Annotated in this window: 18 protein-coding genes and 1 pseudogene; 8 read left to right on the forward strand and 11 right to left on the reverse strand. The window is 38.5% G+C overall.

The genetic code is table 11. The annotated features are described in order from the left end of the window. Nucleotides 1-96: 96 nt before the first annotated feature. The 3 genes from RMA94_RS07180 to RMA94_RS07190 all read right to left on the reverse strand — a co-directional run bounded on the left by RMA94_RS07180 (nt 97) and on the right by RMA94_RS07190 (nt 2,060). Nucleotides 97-531: a hypothetical protein gene (locus tag RMA94_RS07180; RefSeq protein ID WP_068530122.1), complete on the reverse strand. Its 435-nt coding sequence runs from the start codon at nt 529-531 to the stop codon at nt 97-99. A 95-nt stretch (nt 532-626) separates the two neighbouring features. Then, the gene (locus RMA94_RS07185) at nt 627-1,046 is read right to left on the reverse strand and encodes a hypothetical protein (RefSeq protein WP_017481690.1); all 420 of its coding nucleotides are present in this window, start codon (nt 1,044-1,046) and stop codon (nt 627-629) included. 147 nt (nt 1,047-1,193) lie between these two features. Further along, a complete protein-coding gene (locus RMA94_RS07190) occupies nt 1,194-2,060 on the reverse strand; it encodes a LysR family transcriptional regulator (protein ID WP_199978350.1) in 867 nt (288 codons plus the stop codon). 108 nt (nt 2,061-2,168) lie between these two features. Between RMA94_RS07190 and RMA94_RS07195 the strand changes: the two genes are divergently transcribed. Together RMA94_RS07195 and RMA94_RS07200 are read left to right on the forward strand one after the other, a co-directional pair. Next, on the forward strand, nt 2,169-3,071 hold the full coding sequence (locus tag RMA94_RS07195) for a DMT family transporter (RefSeq protein WP_311082371.1): 903 nt from the start codon (nt 2,169-2,171) through the stop codon (nt 3,069-3,071). Nucleotides 3,072-3,138: 67 nt separating this feature from the next. Further along, nucleotides 3,139-3,423: a YciI family protein gene (locus RMA94_RS07200; protein WP_311082373.1), complete on the forward strand. Its 285-nt coding sequence runs from the start codon at nt 3,139-3,141 to the stop codon at nt 3,421-3,423. Between the two features lie 52 nt (nt 3,424-3,475). Here the strand turns inward: RMA94_RS07200 and RMA94_RS07205 are convergent. From RMA94_RS07205 to RMA94_RS07225, 5 genes and pseudogenes are all read right to left on the reverse strand, one after another. Beyond that, nucleotides 3,476-3,613: pseudogene (locus tag RMA94_RS07205) on the reverse strand (hypothetical protein); the annotation flags it as partial. A 41-nt stretch (nt 3,614-3,654) separates the two neighbouring features. After that, on the reverse strand, nt 3,655-4,128 hold the full coding sequence (locus RMA94_RS07210; protein ID WP_311082377.1) for a hypothetical protein: 474 nt from the start codon (nt 4,126-4,128) through the stop codon (nt 3,655-3,657). A gap of 85 nt (nt 4,129-4,213) precedes the next feature. Continuing rightward, nucleotides 4,214-6,283: a glycine--tRNA ligase subunit beta gene (gene glyS, locus RMA94_RS07215; RefSeq protein ID WP_311082379.1), complete on the reverse strand. Its 2,070-nt coding sequence runs from the start codon at nt 6,281-6,283 to the stop codon at nt 4,214-4,216. Continuing rightward, complete coding sequence (gene glyQ / locus RMA94_RS07220) at nt 6,283-7,260, reverse strand: glycine--tRNA ligase subunit alpha (protein WP_002044989.1); 978 nt, start codon at nt 7,258-7,260, stop codon at nt 6,283-6,285. Before glyQ ends, glyS begins: the two co-directional genes overlap by 1 nt. 89 nt (nt 7,261-7,349) lie before the next feature. After that, nucleotides 7,350-7,775, reverse strand: a complete 426-nt coding sequence (locus RMA94_RS07225) for a hypothetical protein (protein WP_057086353.1) — start codon at nt 7,773-7,775, stop codon at nt 7,350-7,352. Nucleotides 7,776-7,804: 29 nt separating this feature from the next. On the opposite strand from RMA94_RS07225, the gene RMA94_RS07230 reads away from it, so the two are divergent. The 4 genes from RMA94_RS07230 to RMA94_RS07245 all read left to right on the forward strand — a co-directional run bounded on the left by RMA94_RS07230 (nt 7,805) and on the right by RMA94_RS07245 (nt 11,626). Next, nucleotides 7,805-8,221 (forward strand): lysozyme inhibitor LprI family protein, encoded by a 417-nt coding sequence (locus tag RMA94_RS07230; RefSeq protein WP_069122002.1) that lies wholly within the window; start codon nt 7,805-7,807, stop codon nt 8,219-8,221. A gap of 109 nt (nt 8,222-8,330) precedes the next feature. Beyond that, nucleotides 8,331-9,593 (forward strand): putative DNA modification/repair radical SAM protein, encoded by a 1,263-nt coding sequence (locus tag RMA94_RS07235; RefSeq protein ID WP_001283765.1) that lies wholly within the window; start codon nt 8,331-8,333, stop codon nt 9,591-9,593. A gap of 2 nt (nt 9,594-9,595) precedes the next feature. Further along, a complete protein-coding gene (locus RMA94_RS07240; RefSeq protein WP_311082381.1) occupies nt 9,596-10,393 on the forward strand; it encodes a TIGR03915 family putative DNA repair protein in 798 nt (265 codons plus the stop codon). A 132-nt stretch (nt 10,394-10,525) separates the two neighbouring features. Next, nucleotides 10,526-11,626 (forward strand): HPP family protein, encoded by a 1,101-nt coding sequence (locus RMA94_RS07245; RefSeq protein WP_311082382.1) that lies wholly within the window; start codon nt 10,526-10,528, stop codon nt 11,624-11,626. Between the two features lie 63 nt (nt 11,627-11,689). Here RMA94_RS07245 and RMA94_RS07250 read toward each other — a convergent pair whose 3' ends face one another. After that, nucleotides 11,690-11,944 carry a PspC domain-containing protein gene (locus tag RMA94_RS07250; RefSeq protein WP_002116779.1) on the reverse strand — a complete coding sequence of 85 codons (255 nt, stop codon included), beginning with the start codon at nt 11,942-11,944 and terminating at the stop codon, nt 11,690-11,692. Nucleotides 11,945-12,192: 248 nt separating this feature from the next. On the opposite strand from RMA94_RS07250, the gene RMA94_RS07255 reads away from it, so the two are divergent. Continuing rightward, nucleotides 12,193-12,840, forward strand: a complete 648-nt coding sequence (locus tag RMA94_RS07255) for a hypothetical protein (RefSeq protein ID WP_311082383.1) — start codon at nt 12,193-12,195, stop codon at nt 12,838-12,840. A gap of 69 nt (nt 12,841-12,909) precedes the next feature. Here the strand turns inward: RMA94_RS07255 and RMA94_RS07260 are convergent, their stop codons facing one another. Beyond that, nucleotides 12,910-14,733, reverse strand: a complete 1,824-nt coding sequence (locus tag RMA94_RS07260) for an acyl-CoA dehydrogenase C-terminal domain-containing protein (protein ID WP_002116803.1) — start codon at nt 14,731-14,733, stop codon at nt 12,910-12,912. A 257-nt stretch (nt 14,734-14,990) separates the two neighbouring features. On the opposite strand from RMA94_RS07260, the gene RMA94_RS07265 reads away from it, so the two are divergent. After that, nucleotides 14,991-17,339, forward strand: a complete 2,349-nt coding sequence (locus RMA94_RS07265) for a hypothetical protein (protein WP_311082386.1) — start codon at nt 14,991-14,993, stop codon at nt 17,337-17,339. Nucleotides 17,340-17,386: 47 nt separating this feature from the next. Here RMA94_RS07265 and aroE read toward each other — a convergent pair whose 3' ends face one another. Beyond that, a complete protein-coding gene (aroE, locus tag RMA94_RS07270; protein WP_311082388.1) occupies nt 17,387-18,175 on the reverse strand; it encodes a shikimate dehydrogenase in 789 nt (262 codons plus the stop codon). Nucleotides 18,176-18,215 lie beyond the last annotated feature (40 nt).

The following is an 18,215-nucleotide window of genomic DNA, read 5'->3' on the forward strand; positions in this document are numbered from 1 at the left end:
TTATTTATAATTTTTAAATTAGGTCCAAGAAATTTATAAATGGCTATAACCCGTTGCAAAGGGTAACTTCTGCAACGGGCTTTTTATGTAAAAGTATTAATTACACTTTGCTAGATTTGCTGGATTAAAGTTGTTTTGGAGTTTCTTGAAATTATTCTGAATTTCTGGATCTTGAATATTAAATGTCGTTGAACTTTTGGTTGTAGAGTTGGTTGCCTGATTTAATATGCCTGATTCATCAGGATACTGCATAGTCGATGAGGTCGCTGAAATCAGACCATTATTATTAAAAGTCCAGTGCTCAGTTACATGTCCGCCCCCTAAATAGCCAGTAAATTCAATCATACAAGCCTGTTTATCTTGTTTAATGAGTTTGGCTACATTACCTGTGGTAGAGGGATAAGCCTCGATATTTGTATCTTGTTCTAAAACTTGTGCCTGAGAATAAGATGAAGAAGGAGGTGTAGAGGTCGCACATGCAGTTAATGCTAAGCAGCATAGTGTTGTAAAGAGGAGTTTTTGACTATTCATAAGGCAGATTCCCAACTTTCTTATAGTTAATGACATTATTTCTAGATGAATATCTGTGTTTATAAGAGCGCGAAGTTATCGCGCTATCCAAAAAATTAGTTAGCTGTTGTGCTCGATTTACTTAATTCACCTTGCTCGATCGGAATATTTTCACCATTTCGGCTACTGGTAATATTTTGTTTGGCCTGCTCTATTTTCTGTTCGGTAAATACTTTGGCGGTATCTGCTTTTTGTTGAACCACTTCTGCTTTTTCAGCAGTGAATTCTTTGGTATTTTGCCATTTCTCACTAATTTTATTCGATGTTTTTTCAGAAGCACCTTGAATAGAGTTTCCTAAATTTTGTATACCTTTGCCTGTTTTATACAACAGTACGCGCCCTAAGCTAGGATTGTCACCATAAGGTTGTGTTTTAGGTGTCGTTTCAACAACTTGCTGTGGCTGTGTTGTTTCTGCAAATAAGGTTGATGAAGCCAATATAGAACTTGCAACGCATAACACTTGTAAGGTTTTCATATGGATCAATCTCCCCAACCAGAATCAAAACATGAAGTGGTGATCTTACTGTTAAAAATAAAGCTTGTACTGCAATGAGATAAAACCCATACGATTTGATTACGATAAATCATCATTTAATAGCGCTAAACGAATCATTGCAATGATTCATAAACTAAATTCAGTCTTAATCAATTCTATAAACATGTCTCTGGCTTTATGGTTGCTCACATTTTTGTGCCAGAAAAAGTGATTTTGCATAAAGGCAAGATATTCAAATTTATAACTTTGGATATGAGCCAAATTCTTATATTGCTCATAAATACTTTTAGGCACTAAAGCTACCCCTGAGCCTGCACTGACACAGCCAATAATCGTGGCATAGCTGGTAATGCTGGTGATGGGAAGAGAGATATTCTTAAGTTTAAGCCATTCTTCGAGGGCTGCACGGTAAGGACAGCCTTCAGTCCACATAAAAATTTCTTTGCCAATCAAATCTTCTTGGCAATGAATTTCTCCCAAAGAGTGAGATGCGATTAAGACCATGTCTTCTTGGTAAATGTTGAGTTTATTGAGCATCGGAAACTCAATATTACCTGCGACAATTGCCCCATCAAGTTTGTGCTGAGAAATATCGACTAATAGCTGTTTCCATGTGCCGGTAATAATTTGAATGGAAACTTCCGGAAAACGTTGATGATATTTCGCAAGTAAATTGGGTAAACGTGTTGTGGCAGAAGATTCAATTGCTCCAATTTTTAATGGGCCAGAAGGTGGTGCATCTGGATGAATACTTCGTTTTGCCTCATCGCATAGCGCTAAAATTTTATGGCAATAATCTATAAAGATTTCTCCTGATGGAGTGAGTTTTAAAGCTTTACCTTCACGATAAAATAAAGGTGCACCAAGCTCTTCTTCGAGTTGTTTAATCCGTGTCGTAATGTTGGATGGTACACAATGCAGTTGCATTGATGCCTTTGCCATTGTTCCGCATTCAACCACGGTTTGGAACATCTTTAATTGAGAGATATCCATGTTTTATCATTCACTTTTAATGAATATTAAACTCAATATAAGTTAATTTTATTGAATTATCCATGCGCATATGATGAAAGAGTTCCATTTCATTAGTGCAGATTTAACATGGCAATTTCTCTTGCTGCCGAAACCCAGCCTCCCGCATTTAAGCTCTATTTGTGTATTGCTGTGACCGTCTTTTGTTGGGGCTATTCACCTATTGGTGTGCATAGCGCTTTGCATTCATATACCCCGCAGCACATTGCCTTACTTCGCTTTTTGATTGCATCGTTTTTTTTGCTGCTTTTGGTTATAAAAAGAGGCATTCAGCCTTTAAAGTGGAAAGATGCTCCTGCGCTTGGGGTGTTAGGATTTTTCTCTGTAACACTGCATCATTTGCTGATAAATACAGGGCAACAATATGTGACTGCGGTTGCCTCCAGCATTTTAAGTCAGTCTATTCCGTTATTTACCTTTATTATTTCAGCTTTAGTTTTTAAAGAGCAAATTCGGTTCAAACAGTGGCTATGTATTTTATTGGGGCTTTGCGGCGCCGTGTTGGTGGTTAGTGGAGATCATGGTTTTGGTGTACCGAGCCCTTATAGTTTATTAATTGTTTTAGCTGCAATTGCATGGGGGCTGTACTTTAATTTATATAAGAAATTTGCTTTAAATTATGATGCCTTGAGCATGATGTGCTACATCATTTGGTTCGGAACCATTCCTTTACTTTTTTATAGTGCTCATTTGCCTGATGAGATTTTACATGCTACTTGGCAAGCCAATATGTCGGTTGTCTTATTGGGTATTTTCCCAAGTGCGATGGCGTATGTACTTTGGGGCTATGTACTTAAAAATATGCCGTTAACGATTGCATCGAATTTTTTATATTGTTCGCCGATTGTCGCGATGAGTTTAGCCGTTGTTTTCTTAAATGAAAAACCATCAATGATGGTGCTGTTAGGTGGAGTGATTATTGTGGGGAGCTTGGTATGGATGAATTGGGGGAATAGGCGTACTATCGAATAAGCTATAGATAATTAAAGGATCTGTAGATTGATGTTATGTCATGTGCTGCTTACTTTAAGAGAATGAGATGATTGTTGTTACCCTGACTTATAAAAAACCATTAGCCGAAGTTGATGCTGTACTCAAAGAGCATATTGCTTTTTTAGATCATTACTATGAGCAGAAGAAATTTCTGGCATCGGGACGTCGAGAAAATAGAGTAGGCGGGGTAATTTTAGTTTTAAGCTCTTCGGTTCAAGAAGCTGAAGAAATCATGAAAAATGACCCATTTTATATTCATGATGTGGCCAATTATGATTTTATGTGGTTTGAACCATCGAAAAGTTTAGAAGAAATTAAAGCATTTGTTTAACTCAAATAATAAAGGGATCTGTAAAAGATCCCTCTATTTAATAATGAACTAATTAGCCTTGCAATACACTCACATCAGCAACAGCAGTAAAAAAGTTACGTAACTGAGCCAATAAACGTAAACGGTTTGCTTTTAGGTCAGCATCATCTGCTATCACTATTTCACCATCAAAGAAAGTATCGTTAGGTACACAAAGCATTACAAGCTCAGCAACTTTATTTAAACCATTTTCTAAAGCTCTGGCAAAAAGAAGAACAGCACAATAGCTCCAAAAATTCCGCTTAAGATCAGCCAGTCTTTTTTACGCATATCTGCAAGGCGAATCACCGAAAGATAAACACTGCTGAAAAAAACCAAAACAAAAACCAGTAAAACTAGCGGATTATTGAAGAAGAATTTGCTGATACCAAATAGCACGAAAATAATGGTACTAGAAATCCAATACAGCAGAGCCAAAATAAATTTGTTCACTGATAAATTACGAACAGAACGATCTAAACGAGACAGAGTTACAGCTAGTATAATCAGCCCTGTAAAACCGCCTAGAATAGAGATAATCATAAAGAACAGGCCGCTCATATCTGGTTTGGTCTTTATATGAGGATATAGTTTCCATAGGCCATAACCGATTGCCAGTAAAAGGGTGTGGCAAAGAACAAGATAAGCATCTATACGATAAAAATTTTTAATTGAAGAGGTATTCATTATGATGACTGCGGATTTATTTTTAATATTAAAAAACCCCACTAATCTATAGAGGGGTTCTTATTAATTTACAACTAATAAAGGCTTAGCCCTGCAACACACTTACATCAGCAACAGCAGTAAACAAGTTACGTAACTGAGCCAATAAACGTAAACGGTTTGCCTTTAGATCAGCATCATCTGCCATTACCATTACACCATCAAAGAATGCATCAATTGGCGCGCGAAGTGCTGCAAGCTTAGAAAGGGCAGCAGTATAGTCTTTTGATGCAAGTAATGGTTCAACCACAGGAGTCACTGCTTGAAGCTCGGCAAATAATGCTTTTTCAGCATCTTCAACCAAGTTTGCTTCAACTACAGAACCTTCTGGTGCTGCTTCTTTCGCAAGAATGTTAGCAACACGTTTATTTGCAGCAGCAAGTGCAGCAGCTTCAGGTAATGTGCGGAAGTGGTTAACAGCATTTACACGCTTGTCAAAATCAAGTGGAGATTTTGGTGCAAGAGCTTGAACGGCTTGAAGTACGTCAACGGCAACGCCTTGGTCTTCGTACTTAGCACGGTAACGACCTTCCAAGAACGCAACCGCGTCAGCACGAGTTTTGTCGTGGTCTTTAACGATATCGCCATAACCTTGAAGTGCAAGATTCACTAATTCTTCAATCGTTACATCTAATTCATTTTCAATGATTAAACGTAAGATACCAATTGCTGAACGGCGAAGAGCAAATGGGTCTTTAGAGCCTGTAGGCGCTTGTCCAATACCGAAAATACCAACAAGCGTATCTAAACGGTCAGCAAGGGCAATGGTTGTACCTGTTTTGGTTTTTGGTAAAACATCACCCGCAAATTTTGGTAAATATTGCTCACCTAAAGCTTCTGAAACTTCAGTGTTTTCGCCTTCAATACGTGCGTAGTAAGTACCCGCAATACCTTGAAGTTCTGGGAATTCAACAACAAGCTCAGAGGTTAAGTCGCATTTAGCAAGTAATGCAGCTTTTTCAGCATCGGCTGGGGTTGCACCAGTGATTGAAGATAATGCAACAGCAAGTTTTGCAATACGTGTTGATTTGTCCCAAAGCGTACCAAGCTGTGCTTGGAATACCATGTTTGCTAATTTTTCTTTACGAGATGCAAGCGGTTGCTTTTGATCTTGTAAGAAGAAGAACTCAGCATCAGACAAACGAGGACGAACAACTTTTTCGTTACCTTCAATAATTTGAGTTGGGTCTTTAGACTCAATGTTTGAAACAGTAATGAAATAAGGCTGTAATTTACCTTCTGCATTGATCAAGCAGAAATACTTCTGGTTGTCTTGCATTGTCGTAATAAGAGCTTCTTGCGGAACAGCTAAGTAGCGCTCTTCAAAAGTTGCACGTAACGCCACAGGCCATTCAACGAGGCTTGTTACTTCATCAAGTAAGTCAGTTGGAACAATCGCAGTCGCGTTAACTTCATCAGCTAACTTTTTCACTTGTTCTTGAATGGTTGCTTGACGTTTTTCAAAGTTCGCAACAACGTAAGCTTTTTCTAAAGCAGCTAAATAGTCATTTGCATGCGCTAAAGTCATTGCTTCTGGTGCGTGGAAACGGTGACCATAAGTCACATTGCCAGCTTTATGATCTTGAATAGTCGCGTCAACAATTTGGTCATCTTTGAGTAAAAGAACCCATTTCACTGGACGTACAAATTCGGTACGGCTTGCCGCAGAACGCATACGCTTAGCAATTGGTAAATTGTCTAATGCAGTTTGTAAAATCTGTGGAAGTAAAGCATCAAGGCTTTGACCTTTCACATCTTTTAAATAGCAAACTTTTTCAACTTTACCTGCTTGGAAAGTAGAAAGCTGATCAACTGTAATGCCTTGGCCACGCATAAAGCCTTCAAGTGCTTTAGTTGGTTTGCCTTCCGCATCGTAAGCCGCTTGAACAGCAGGGCCATCAAAGCGTTTTTGTGTATCAGCTTGTGCAGCATCGATATCAACAATTTTAAGGGCTAAGCGACGTGGCGCTGCATAAGCTTCAATTGATGCGAAGTTTAAGCCCGCATCTTTTAAGCCTTTTACCGTTTCTGCCTGTAAAGCATCACGTAAAGTTTTCAAGCTTTTTGGTGGAAGCTCTTCACAGCCAAGTTCGAATAAAACAGTATGTTTGCTCATTAGTTTTTCTCCGCCTTTGCTGCTTCACTTTCAGCTTGTGCTTTTAACTGTGCCAATACTTCATCACGTAAGTGTGGTTCTGCCATTGGGAAGCCAAGCTCTGCACGTGCTTGTACATAACTTTGTGCAATTGCACGAGCCAAAGTACGTACACGTAAAATATAACGTTGACGCTCAGTCACAGAAATTGCGCCACGTGCATCAAGCAAGTTAAAGGTATGAGACGCTTTAACGACTTGCTCATAAGCAGGAAGAGAAAGTTTTGCTTCAATTAAACGGTTTGCTTCTGATTCGTAAAAATCAAATAGTTCAAATAGTTTTTCAACTGGAGCGTATTCAAAGTTATAAGTCGATTGTTCAACTTCATTTTGATGGAATACGTCGCCGTAAGTTACAGTACCAAATTGGCCTTTGGTCCAAACAAGGTCATAAACCGAGTCAACACCTTGAAGGTACATTGCAAGACGTTCTAAACCGTAAGTGATTTCGCCTGTTACTGGGTAACATTCAACACCACCGACTTGTTGGAAGTAAGTGAACTGAGTTACTTCCATACCGTTAAGCCAAACTTCCCAACCTAAGCCCCAAGCCCCAAGCGTCGGAGATTCCCAGTTGTCTTCTACGAAGCGAATATCGTGAGTAAGCGTATCAATCCCGATTGCTTTTAAAGAATCAAGATAGAGCTGTTGGATATTGTCTGGATTTGGCTTAAGTACCACTTGGAACTGATAGTAGTGTTGCAAACGGTTCGGGTTTTCACCATAGCGGCCATCTTTTGGACGACGTGAAGGTTGAACGTATGCAGCATTCCAAGTTTCAGGCCCTAAAGCACGTAAGAATGTTGCGGTGTGGAATGTTCCAGCGCCCATTTCCATGTCGTAAGGTTGTAATACGACGCAGCCTTGTTCGGCCCAATAGTTTTGTAGGGCAAGAATTAAGCCCTGAAATGTATCAATGTGCGAGATGGCGCGACTCATGTAGCATCCACGAATTTATGAGAAAAATTGCCACTAAGTATAAGGATTTTGTGGGGGAGTGGCAAAGGCTTAATCACAGGAATATGTGTTTAGCCTATTTGTTTTCGCCTCAGCCATTCCAAGCCTAGCCAGTAGCAAAAGCTGGTAAATAAAATCATAAGATAAAAACTATAGATCTTATAAATATGCCACCAAGGAGAAGGGAATGAACCGACAAAAATTAAGCGTGTAATAGGGCTAATCAAAATCCAGATGACAGTTGTGCAGATAAAAATACTCATCAGATTTAAACGATTTTTACGGGCGAGAAAATATGAAGTGATATATGCGAAAGGAATAACCAGAAGGCCATAAAAAAGTAAATAAAATAAGAAATGGGCTAGAAAAATAACTCCAATCGAATAAAGGCTAAATTCCGCGTTGAAGATAATTACTCCTAAGGCAGATATATTTAATAAAGGGATGGGTGCAAGCGCAAGTGCGCGAATAATCATTTTTTTGTTATATTGCAGCATATTAAAAATTATAGAATCGAGAATAAATTATGCTGAAATTTTGCTGCAAACTCATTGTTTTATCCAGCCTTTTTTGTAGTCCATGGTTGTATGCGCAGACCGGTGCTGACGAGCAAGATGAATATAAGCAATGTGTAGAGCAGACCATTAAAGAAATGAAGCTTGAGAGTATTAACAATATGGTTGTGCATAGTTGTTCTGAACAAGCTAAAAAGATTTATGAGGAAAAAATAGTTGCTCTGATTGATCAAATTCGCACACAAAGCGAAGAATACAAACAGCCAGAGCGTTACCAAGATATTTTAAAATCTCAGCGGCTTTGGAAAGCTTATGTAGATCAGGAATGTAGTAATGCAGGCTCATACATTGGCTCACCGATGTATTCTTATTGCCCAATGCAAGAGTATGCCGAGCGTGTAAAGCAACTAGAAGAATACGTTAATTAAGACGGATTATTTTAAACGTCACCTCATGACGCCGAGCGTACTTCACTGGATTAAATTTAAGAATGCAAAATGATATTTTTTAAACGATGCCATAAATGAGTCGTTTGATATGTCTGATCGCATTCGAGAAAAACTACAGATTCTTGCCGATGCTGCTAAATATGATGTGTCTTGTTCATCAAGTGGCAGTGACCGTAAAAACAAAGATAAAGGTCTAGGTGATGCCAGCCATTCGGGTATTTGCCATAGCTATACCGAAGATGGCCGCTGTGTATCTCTCTTAAAAATTCTATTTAGTAATGTATGTATTTTTGATTGCGCCTATTGTGTTTCACGCCGTTCTAATGATGTCCAGCGTGCAGCATTTACGGTGCAAGAGGTTGTAGATTTAACCATTAATTTTTACCGACGTAATTATATCGAAGGCTTATTTTTAAGCTCAGGCATTTTTAAATCGGCGGATCATACGATGGAGCGTATGCTTCAAGTCGTGAAAAAATTGCGTCTTGAAGAAAACTTTAATGGCTATATTCACCTAAAAACGATTCCGGGAGCATCGCCTGAACTGATTCATGAAGCAGGTTTATATGCTGACCGCATGAGTATTAATTTAGAGATGCCGACCGAAATTGGGTTAAAAACTTTTGCCCCAGAAAAATCACATCAGGAAGTGCAAAAAGATTTAGGATTAGTGCGTGACAGGCTGATTCAGCTTAAAGATGAGCGACAAATCATTAAGCATGTACCGAAATATGTGCCAGCAGGGCAGACCACACAAATGGTAGTGGGGGCCCATCAAGAGTCAGACCAAGATGTCTTGTTTATGGCAGACAAGCACTACAAAGAATTTAAACTCAAACGTGTCTATTTTTCGGGCTATATCCCAATTAATACTGAAAATAATTATTTACCAGCAGTGGGTTCTGCACCGCCATTACTACGGGAAAACCGACTCTATCAAAGCGATTGGCTGATGCGTTTTTATGGTTTTGAAGTCAATGAAATCGTCAATGAAAAACACCCAAACTTAGACCTTGATGTAGACCCGAAATTAAGTTGGGCATTAAGGCATCCTGAACAGTTTCCAGTAGATTTAAATCGTGCTGATTATCAAATGATTTTGCGTGTGCCGGGTATTGGGGTGAAATCAGCTAAGAAAATTGTACAGGCACGCCGTTTTGGAAAAATCCATATCGATTTACTTAAAAAACTCGGCGTGGCTTACCAGCGTGCAAAATTCTTTATTCGCTGTGAAGATAGTCCGAAATTCCAAAAAGAGTTATCTTCAAGTTTTATTCGGCAGCAGATTTTAACGCAGGGTTCTTCGAAATATGTGCAGCAACTCTCGCCACAATTAAGCCTTGGGTTTTAGCCATGTTTAATGATGAAGTGGCTTACTATTTTGATGGTTCAATGGTTGGGCTGCTGAGCTGTGTTTTTCGTGCATTTCAATTTAAAGAATTGCAGGTCAGGCTCTGTTTAAATGATGCAGCTCAACATGGCTTATTTGCCGATAAAATTGAGGTTGCAAATAACGAGCAGCATGCTGAGCGTGTGTGGTCTGCGCTACAAAAAAAGCTTTCATCTTCTTCGTTAAAACAATTTTATTTTGCATCTTTATCTGAATCTTTAGATGCCTATCAGCATTTATTTAATTATTGTATCTATGTGTTTACTAACCATGTTTCTATAGAAAAAGATTATTCAAATCCAAGTGTTTTAGCGATTGCACAGTGGTCGAAAAAGGTCGGGCGAGAGAAGCATCGGATGGAAGCTTTTATTCGGTTTAAGAAAACCAAGGATGAACTTTTTTTAAGTTTAGTGCGTCCTGATTTTAATGTTTTACCGCTTATTCAGCCACATTTTAAACGGCGCTATCAAGATCAGCGTTGGCTTATTTATGACGAGCAACGCAAGTTCGGGCTTTATTATGATTTATGTGAAATACATGAAGTTTCACTCGAAGCCTCTGAGGTTGACCGCAATTTAAAAAATGGGATGAGTCAAAGCTTTCAGCTTGAGCTTGATGAGCAGGAAGTTTTATATGATCAGCTTTGGAAGGATTATTTTAACAGTGTAAATATTACTGAACGCCAGAATATAAAACTTCATGTGCAATATTTGCCGAAGCGGTATTGGCGTTATTTAAATGAAAAATTGATGGAATATTAAAGTTTTAAAATCATAAAGAATAATTCAGCCAGTTTTCTTATTGTTGAAAGGTATAATTTAAATGCACTTTATGTGGCTTTGGGCGTATACTTTTGCCCGTTATAAATGACGGCATATCCCCTAAGGTGTACTGTGAGTGTTATACAGCGAGAATGGTTACAGATTTTAAAGCCAAATTTTAAGGTTTTACCCTTAAAAGAACGGTTACTTTGCGGTATTGGAGCGTTGTGTGGTTTAGCAATTTCCTCCTTAATTAGCTGGTATGTTCTCGGGGGAATTAATGCATGGTACATCGCCCCAATGGGTGCCTCATCTGTTCTTCTTTTTGCTGTGCCGACCAGTCCTTTGGCCCAACCATGGAATGTAATTGTTGGTAATACCTTAGCCGGCATAATTGGCGTTGCCTGTGCACAGTGGATTCCTGATTTAACTACAGCTTTTAGTGTGGCTGTGGGTTTTGCTATATTTTTAATGATGACTACCGACTCTTTGCACCCACCGAGTGGTGCAGTCGCAATTACGGCTGTGTTGGGCGGTGCTGCAATTCATAAATTAGGCTTTTATTTTATTTTTTATCCAGTTTTACTCAATTCGTTCCTTTTACTTGGGTTTGCTGTTTTCTTTAATCGATTGATTGGGCGACATTATCCGGTTACCGCGCATTTAAATGAACGTAGTAAAGACCCAACGCCAACTCAAAAAGTATCAATTCAGCCGAAAGATATTGAGTATGCATTAGGGCATCACACTGAACTTTTAGATATTAGCCAATACGACTTAGAAAAAATCATTTTAGAAGCTCAGGAACATGCCAATGAGCGTATGGTAAATCAATATATCTGTCAGGATATTATGAGCCGTGATGTGATTAAACTACATGAAGATGATGATATTCATCAGGCACTCGATAAGTTTAAACAAGTGAACTTAATGAGCCTACCTGTAGTAAATGCAGAAAACCATTTGGTCGGAACTTTAGCGTTATATGAAGTCGTAGAGTGGTTTAAAGGTGCAGCCGACCCAAGAAATTCTTGGCAGCATTATGTAAAACAAATCATGAGCCGTAGAGTGGTTACCGTACTGCCAACTCAACCTATTCAAGATTTGGCGCCATACTTTGTTGAAAAGTCTTTTAATTACATTCCTGTTGTTGAAGATCGTAAGCTTATAGGAATGATTAGCCGTGCAGATATGATTGCTGCATTACAGCAACAGTTAAAACGAAAGCTATAATTTTTAGAATAAAAAAAGCTACGGTTGATTAGGGGATGCAACCGTAGCGACCAAAGTTATGAATTAACGTACTTGTTCTTCATTTACTGTTCGGACGGATTGTCGATAGCCTTCAATATGTTCTGGCTGTTTTTTCGGAATCACTAACCATAAAACCAGATAAACTAAAATTCCTGGAAAGGCAGCACTCATAATTGAGATCAAAACAAAAATGACACGTAGTAAAGTTACGTTCCAACCAAAACGTTCAGCAATACCACCCATTACACCGGCGATCATGCTGTGTCGGTTCGAGCGATATAAACCAGAACTGGCCATCTAATTCTCCTTAAAGATAAAAGTTACAAGAAGCTATTGCTCTTGCTTAATAAAAATATGGAGACGAAATAACGGGTTTAAAGTCCTTTAAAAAGTAAAATAGTTAAAATATGTAAAGGATTGAAAGGAACGAAACCAACATCTACTAAAATGCACCCTTTCAGGGCTTAAGAGTTTAAAGCGGCAATCAGCTAATACTTGATTTGAAGTGTAAATAGAGCTGTTGCTGTTATCTGTGAATAATGTATATGTCTTTGAAGTGGTCTCGTTTTTCAGTTAAGCATGTGGTTGTAGTGGTTGCACTGTGCATGACACTGACTGCTTGCGATATAAACCATACCAATTCAAAAGATCACTCGACTACAAGTTCTAGTTCTAATCATGAAGAAAACTTAATAAAAAGTAGTACATCTATAAAAACATTGGATTATGTCGCTGGACGAACTTTCTTACCTGAAGATACCTCAGATCAAACCCAAAAATTAAACGCAGCCTCATTGCAATATGTAGGGCGATATCATACTCGTATTTCATGCGAGGATGCTTTTGCTGATTGTGAATCAGGCGAAGCAGAGTACATTTTAAATTTATTACCAAATGGGTCGGCTTATTGGAATGTTGTTCATTTTGGTCGTGTGGGAAGTAAAGACGGGGCGAAAAGTGCCGCTGTAAATCAATTATGTCCTACTCTAAATTGGAAAGTGGATGAAAAAGAGCGTGAGTTAACGATTCAATGTCCATTATCTAAAGTTAATTTTTATTTTAATATTGATTCAAATAAAAGATTGGTCACAAATTTAGAAAAATTACTTTATAGCGACTATGGAAAAAATCGTGAATTTTTAGAGCAAAACTATTTTGTTCCAAATCAGGCTTATGTTTTAACTAAAGAATAGATATCCGATAAATATACAAAAGAGCGCAATATTAAATTGCGCTCTTTTTATTTTATGACTTAAAAATCTTTAGTAGTCGAAGCTAAAGTGTTCAACTGGTAATGATGTTAGTGTGCGAGATGTAGTCACCATCGATTCTGCATGACCTTGAGCGCGTGGCAATAAACGGTCAAAGTAGAAATCAGCAACTTTGATTTTTGCTTTATAGAACTCAGCAGTTTCTTGGCCGTTACCTGCTTCTAATTTTTCAGAAGCAACCACAGCTTGTTGAGCCCAGAAATAAGCCATCATCACGTAGCCTGAGAACATCAAGAAATCTACAGAAGCAGAAGATACGATGTCGCGGTCTTTACGTGCAGCAAGCATGATACGAACTGTTAAAGTGTTCCACTGAGCACAAAGCTTAGTTAAGTCCCAAGCAAAACGACGTAAATATTTATTACGTGCATGTGCAGCACAGAATTTTAAGATTTCAGCAGTGTATTCACGAACTACTTTACCTTTTGAACTTAACAACACTTTACGACCAATTAAGTCGAGTGCTTGAACACCAGTTGTTCCTTCATACAAAGTCGCAATACGTGCATCACGTGCGATTTGCTCCATACCCCATTCTTTAATGTAGCCATGGCCACCGTAAACTTGCATACCGTGGTTAGCAGCTTCTAAACCAAGTTCAGTTAAGAAACCTTTTAAAATTGGTGTATAGAAACCAAGTTTATCATCGTAGTCTTCAAAAGCAGCTTGATCACCACGCGCTAAAGCATCTGTCATTTTGTCAGCGATTTGAGCAGCGTAGTAAATCATAGAGCGACCGCCTTCAGCGATTGCTTTTTGAGTTAACAGCATACGGCGTACGTCTGCATGGTGAATGATTGCATCAGCAACTTTATCTGGATCTTTTTTACCAGAAAGCGCACGCATTGACATACGATCTTTGGCATATGGTAATGCGCCTTGGAAAGATAACTCAGCGTGTGCAATACCTTGAACAGCAGTACCAATACGTGCTGTATTCATGAAGGTAAACATTGCATGTAGGCCTTTGTTCACTTCACCGATTAAATAACCAGTTGCATTATCAAAGTTGAGTACCGCAGTTGCAGATGCACGGATCCCCATTTTGTGTTCGATTGAACCACAAGCGACTGTATTACGCTCACCAACACCGCCATCAGCTGTAGGCATGAATTTTGGTACGATGAATAATGAGATACCGCGAGTACCAGCAGGTGCATCTGGAAGGCGTGCAAGTACGATGTGAATGATGTTTTCAGTTAAATCATGTTCACCAGCAGAAATGAAGATTTTTGTACCGGTGATTTTGTAACTACCGTCTGCTTGAGGTTCAGCTTTAGTTTTTACCTGTCCTAAGTCTGTACCACATTGAGGTTCGGTTAAGCACATTGTGCCGCTCCAAGTGCCTTCAACAAGCTTAGGCATGTATGTTTGTTTTTGCTCATCAGTACCGAATTGCAAAATAGTGTTCATACAACCAGAACTTAAACCTGGGTACATGGTAAATGACCAGTTTGCAGTACCCATCATCTCTGATTTAATCAGGTTTAAAGACATTGGAAGGCCTTGACCACCAAATTCTTCTGGGTAAGAAAGACCTTGCCAACCGCCCATTACGAATTGGTCATAAGCTTCTTTAAAGCCTTTAGGCGTAGTTACTTCGCCGTTGTCAAAATGGCAACCTTCTTCATCACCAGATTGGTTAAGTGGCGATAATACGTTTTCACAATAATCTGCCGCACCTTCAAGAATCATATCAACAGTATCTGGATCAGCATTTTCACCATTTGATAAAGTTTTATAGTGAGCAGGGTAATCTAGTACTTCATTCATTAAGAAGCGGATATCGTGTAGCGGAGCTTTATATGCTGGCATGGCTTTAATCCTAATTTTGAATCATTGTGGGATTATCTGTATCGATGATTTGATTATTCACTCGCATGATAAAAATACAATGTTAATCGCACCCGAAAGAAATGTCAGAAAAGCGAATTTTGTCGAAAATAAATACACCTGAAATTATAATTTCTGCTACATTCAGGACTTATACTTTTATGTGAAAAAACAACTAATTTTCTTATTTTTAGCAAGTTTTGTTAAAAAGATAAAGCGATAAGGTTTTAAAAAAGGTTATGCATTTAAAATATCTCAGTTTATGTTTATTTAGTTTGGGTTTGACCGCTTGTGCGCAGCATAACCTACGTCCATCGGTAGCATCTACTCAGTTAGATCAAAAAGTCATTCAGGGTATGAATGCAATATATGAATACCCAAGCTATGACTATCGTGGGCATTTTAAAGTTAATGTTGATCCAAATCAGTCAAAAAAAATAAATAATGTAGAAAAAACAGTGCAGCTAGATGCTGCAGTGCAAAAAAAAGTAGATCAATATTTACGTGAACAAAAAATTAATTTGAATAAAAAACAGAAGCAGGCACTGTATGCCGCAATTGCAAATGAGCAAGCGGACTCGGGCATTTCTGGTGAATCACGCTCAGAAAAAGTAAACGCCGTATTAATTAATTTATTAAATGATCTTCAATTTAGTTACGATGGTTCGGTTCATTATCGTCAAAAAATGGGGTCGTTAAATCTCACTGCAAGATATGAGAAACCAACCTTACTGGTACAGGCAAAATTGCCAATGGTACTTGATCTGAAGGATTATAAATTTTACGTTAATTATTTCGGATTAATGCCTTATCTGGTCAATAAAGATAATCAAAATAATTTGGCATATGTCGATTTTTCAAAGTATAAAAATCTGTTTACCAATGTCGATATGAAGAAATTCGTTGAATATGCGAAAGCTTCTGGCGCTGTATCTTATCGTTTGGCTGAATCACAAAATTTACAGCGTTTATCAGTTAGTGAAGCTGAGCGTAAAGCGGGGGTTGTAGAAAAAATTCGTTTAAAAGATACGGTTGAAGCGTTATTGCTACAATCGGAGCTCTATAGTCAGGTCAATGCTAAATATCTGCAAAAAAATGTTTTCGGTTTTGATGAAGAAAAGATTGCCGAAACTATAGCAACTGAATTAGCTGCTTCGGAAGCGAAGAGTAAAGAGGGTAATGCTGATGGGCAAAAAGTTTCTTCTGAAGATGCAGCCGCAGTTAGCCAGCAACTTTATTCACTTATTAATGCTCATTTTGGTAATGCCTTAGATTCTGAGCATGATGAAGACCGATCAAGTGCAGCTCAAGATGGGGCAGACGAAGAGGAAGCTTCTGATACGGCCCAAGCCGAACAAGCCGAAGATATTGCTGTAGCAGATGCTGAAGAAGTCACACAAGATGAAGAAGTGGCTTCACTTACAGAAGATCAGTGTGTTGAATTACAGTCTCAAAAAATTCCCGTTGCCTTAGGTGATATTAATTACTGTCAAATTTACGGTATTGATGTGCTTGATCGGAGTGCTGTAAATACCGAAAAAACTCAGATTAAAGCTCGTCAAGCTGCATTGAAACAAACTTTTGCTGCTTATGATCAAAGCCAGTTTGTTGATGATGAAGCATTCAAAGCTCTATGGAACAAGCATAAGGCAGAAATTGAACAAGCTTTACCAAAACAAAGAAATCCGGTTGCGATTGATGTCGGACTGGATGAAAAGGGCCGTTTAGTCAACGCGGATTATGATATTGCGTATACACCAGCTGAATTTAACCATCGCTTTAATATTAAAGCAGACATGCAAATCCTCAATTATGGTAAAGCGACCCCAATTAATCAGCAGCAGCTTAAACAGGCTAAATCAGTTGCAGAAGCAAGCAAAGGTTCTTTATTTGAAAACTTCATAAAAGGGTTTAGTGAAAAACTTGGGCAGAGTGATGTTTCTGAGCATCCAGTTGGCGCTCATAGCGATGTACAAGATTTAGATTCGAGTCTGGCGCTGTTGGCTAACCAAACTTATGATGCAACACATGCTTATGACAAGACGTATAAGGCTGTGTTTATTGCAAAATTGACTGCCGAAAAACCGTCATATATTCATTATTATTCAGTTCAACAGTTGCAAGAAATTGCCGAGGTCTATGCTTATTGGTTTTCTGAAGAGGAAACTTATAATCCTCAAGGTAAAGCTTTAGAACGTATTGAGGCGTTGCAGAAAAAACATCATCTTGAGCAAGAAGACCAATTTGATAATGACTTAGGCCGAGCTGTGGACCATATTGTGATCACAACCATACAAGGTAAAGCTGGGCGTGAAGCATGGCAAAAACTACAGAAACAATATAAGCAACCTGAACAGCTTTTCTCAAAACAGTATCAATTAGAGTTTGAAAAACAAAATGGTAGTGCTGATGAAGAAAAACACTTGTTGTCAGAAACAGCTGATATTTTAGGTAAAGTTTATGTCGCTGCTCGCAAACAGCAACTTACGGGAAAAACAATTCAGAATTTAAAACCTGAACATAATGAATTTATTGATTATGAGATTTTCCGAGATGTTTATAAGCAGATGGTTACAGCTAAAAAATAATAGATGAAATAAAAAAGAACCTACTTCGTGTAGGTTCTTTTTTTGATTTATAGAAAATCTTTTAATTCTGGCTTTACGCCATTCCAGATATAGAAGGCTTCAATGGCTTGGCCAACTAGCATGCCAAAACCTTCTGCATAAGGCACATTGCGTTGTTTCGCTTGATCAAGGAAGCTAGATGGCTTGCCATAGGCCATCTCATAGGCATATTTGAACTCTAAATTTTCTGGTAGTTGTAATGCATCACCAGACAGACTTGCAGAAGTTGCATTAATTACAATATCAAATTTCCCTTCTAGCTCATTTAGAGAAACTGCTTGTAATTGAGCTTGCGGAACTGATGCTTTTAGGTCATCTACAAGTTGTTCAGCACGAGCAAGAGTCCGGTTTGCAATCACAATCTTTTTAGCACCAGCCTGCACAAGCGGGTAAATAACACCGCGAGTTGCACCACCAGCCCCTAAAATTAAAATAGCTGTATTTTCTAAGTTCCAATCTAAAGCTTGAATTGCGGCAACTAAGCCTTGGCCATCTGTATTGTCACCATGCAATTTGCCATCTTCCATCCAAAGTGTATTTACAGCTTTGGCAATTTGAGCACGTTCAGTCAGCACATCACACAAAGCAAATGCCTGTTCTTTAAACGGCACGGTAACATTCATGCCACTCCCGCCATTTTCAAAGAAACTACGCATACTCGGCTCGAAACCATCAAGAGGGGCGAGACGTTTTTGGTAGTCTAGGTCAACACCTGTTTTTTGAGCGAAAGCATGATGCAATTCAGGAGAGCGTGATTGTTCGATGGGGTTGCCAATTACTGCAAACTGTTTGGTCATTCTTATATCCAAAATTTTAAAATGGCATGAGGCAGATAAA

The sequence above is a fragment of the Acinetobacter sp. V115_6 genome, assembly GCF_031799025.1.
Lineage (GTDB): Bacteria > Pseudomonadota > Gammaproteobacteria > Pseudomonadales > Moraxellaceae > Acinetobacter > Acinetobacter pittii.

Bases quoted from the DNA above. Each gene is read 5' to 3' on its own strand.
- RMA94_RS07180 (WP_068530122.1), bottom strand. From the start codon at position 531: ATGAATAGTCAAAAACTCCTCTTTACAACACTATGCTGCTTAGCATTA.
- RMA94_RS07185 (WP_017481690.1), bottom strand. From the start codon at position 1,046: ATGAAAACCTTACAAGTGTTATGCGTTGCAAGTTCTATATTGGCTTCA.
- RMA94_RS07190 (WP_199978350.1), bottom strand. From the start codon at position 2,060: ATGGATATCTCTCAATTAAAGATGTTCCAAACCGTGGTTGAATGCGGA.
- RMA94_RS07195 (WP_311082371.1), top strand. From the start codon at position 2,169: ATGGCAATTTCTCTTGCTGCCGAAACCCAGCCTCCCGCATTTAAGCTC.
- RMA94_RS07200 (WP_311082373.1), top strand. From the start codon at position 3,139: ATGATTGTTGTTACCCTGACTTATAAAAAACCATTAGCCGAAGTTGAT.
- RMA94_RS07210 (WP_311082377.1), bottom strand. From the start codon at position 4,128: ATGAATACCTCTTCAATTAAAAATTTTTATCGTATAGATGCTTATCTT.
- glyS (WP_311082379.1), bottom strand. From the start codon at position 6,283: ATGAGCAAACATACTGTTTTATTCGAACTTGGCTGTGAAGAGCTTCCA.
- glyQ (WP_002044989.1), bottom strand. From the start codon at position 7,260: ATGAGTCGCGCCATCTCGCACATTGATACATTTCAGGGCTTAATTCTT.
- RMA94_RS07225 (WP_057086353.1), bottom strand. From the start codon at position 7,775: ATGCTGCAATATAACAAAAAAATGATTATTCGCGCACTTGCGCTTGCA.
- RMA94_RS07230 (WP_069122002.1), top strand. From the start codon at position 7,805: ATGCTGAAATTTTGCTGCAAACTCATTGTTTTATCCAGCCTTTTTTGT.
- RMA94_RS07235 (WP_001283765.1), top strand. From the start codon at position 8,331: ATGTCTGATCGCATTCGAGAAAAACTACAGATTCTTGCCGATGCTGCT.
- RMA94_RS07240 (WP_311082381.1), top strand. From the start codon at position 9,596: ATGTTTAATGATGAAGTGGCTTACTATTTTGATGGTTCAATGGTTGGG.
- RMA94_RS07250 (WP_002116779.1), bottom strand. From the start codon at position 11,944: ATGGCCAGTTCTGGTTTATATCGCTCGAACCGACACAGCATGATCGCC.
- RMA94_RS07255 (WP_311082383.1), top strand. From the start codon at position 12,193: ATGTCTTTGAAGTGGTCTCGTTTTTCAGTTAAGCATGTGGTTGTAGTG.
- RMA94_RS07260 (WP_002116803.1), bottom strand. From the start codon at position 14,733: ATGCCAGCATATAAAGCTCCGCTACACGATATCCGCTTCTTAATGAAT.
- RMA94_RS07265 (WP_311082386.1), top strand. From the start codon at position 14,991: ATGCATTTAAAATATCTCAGTTTATGTTTATTTAGTTTGGGTTTGACC.
- aroE (WP_311082388.1), bottom strand. From the start codon at position 18,175: ATGACCAAACAGTTTGCAGTAATTGGCAACCCCATCGAACAATCACGC.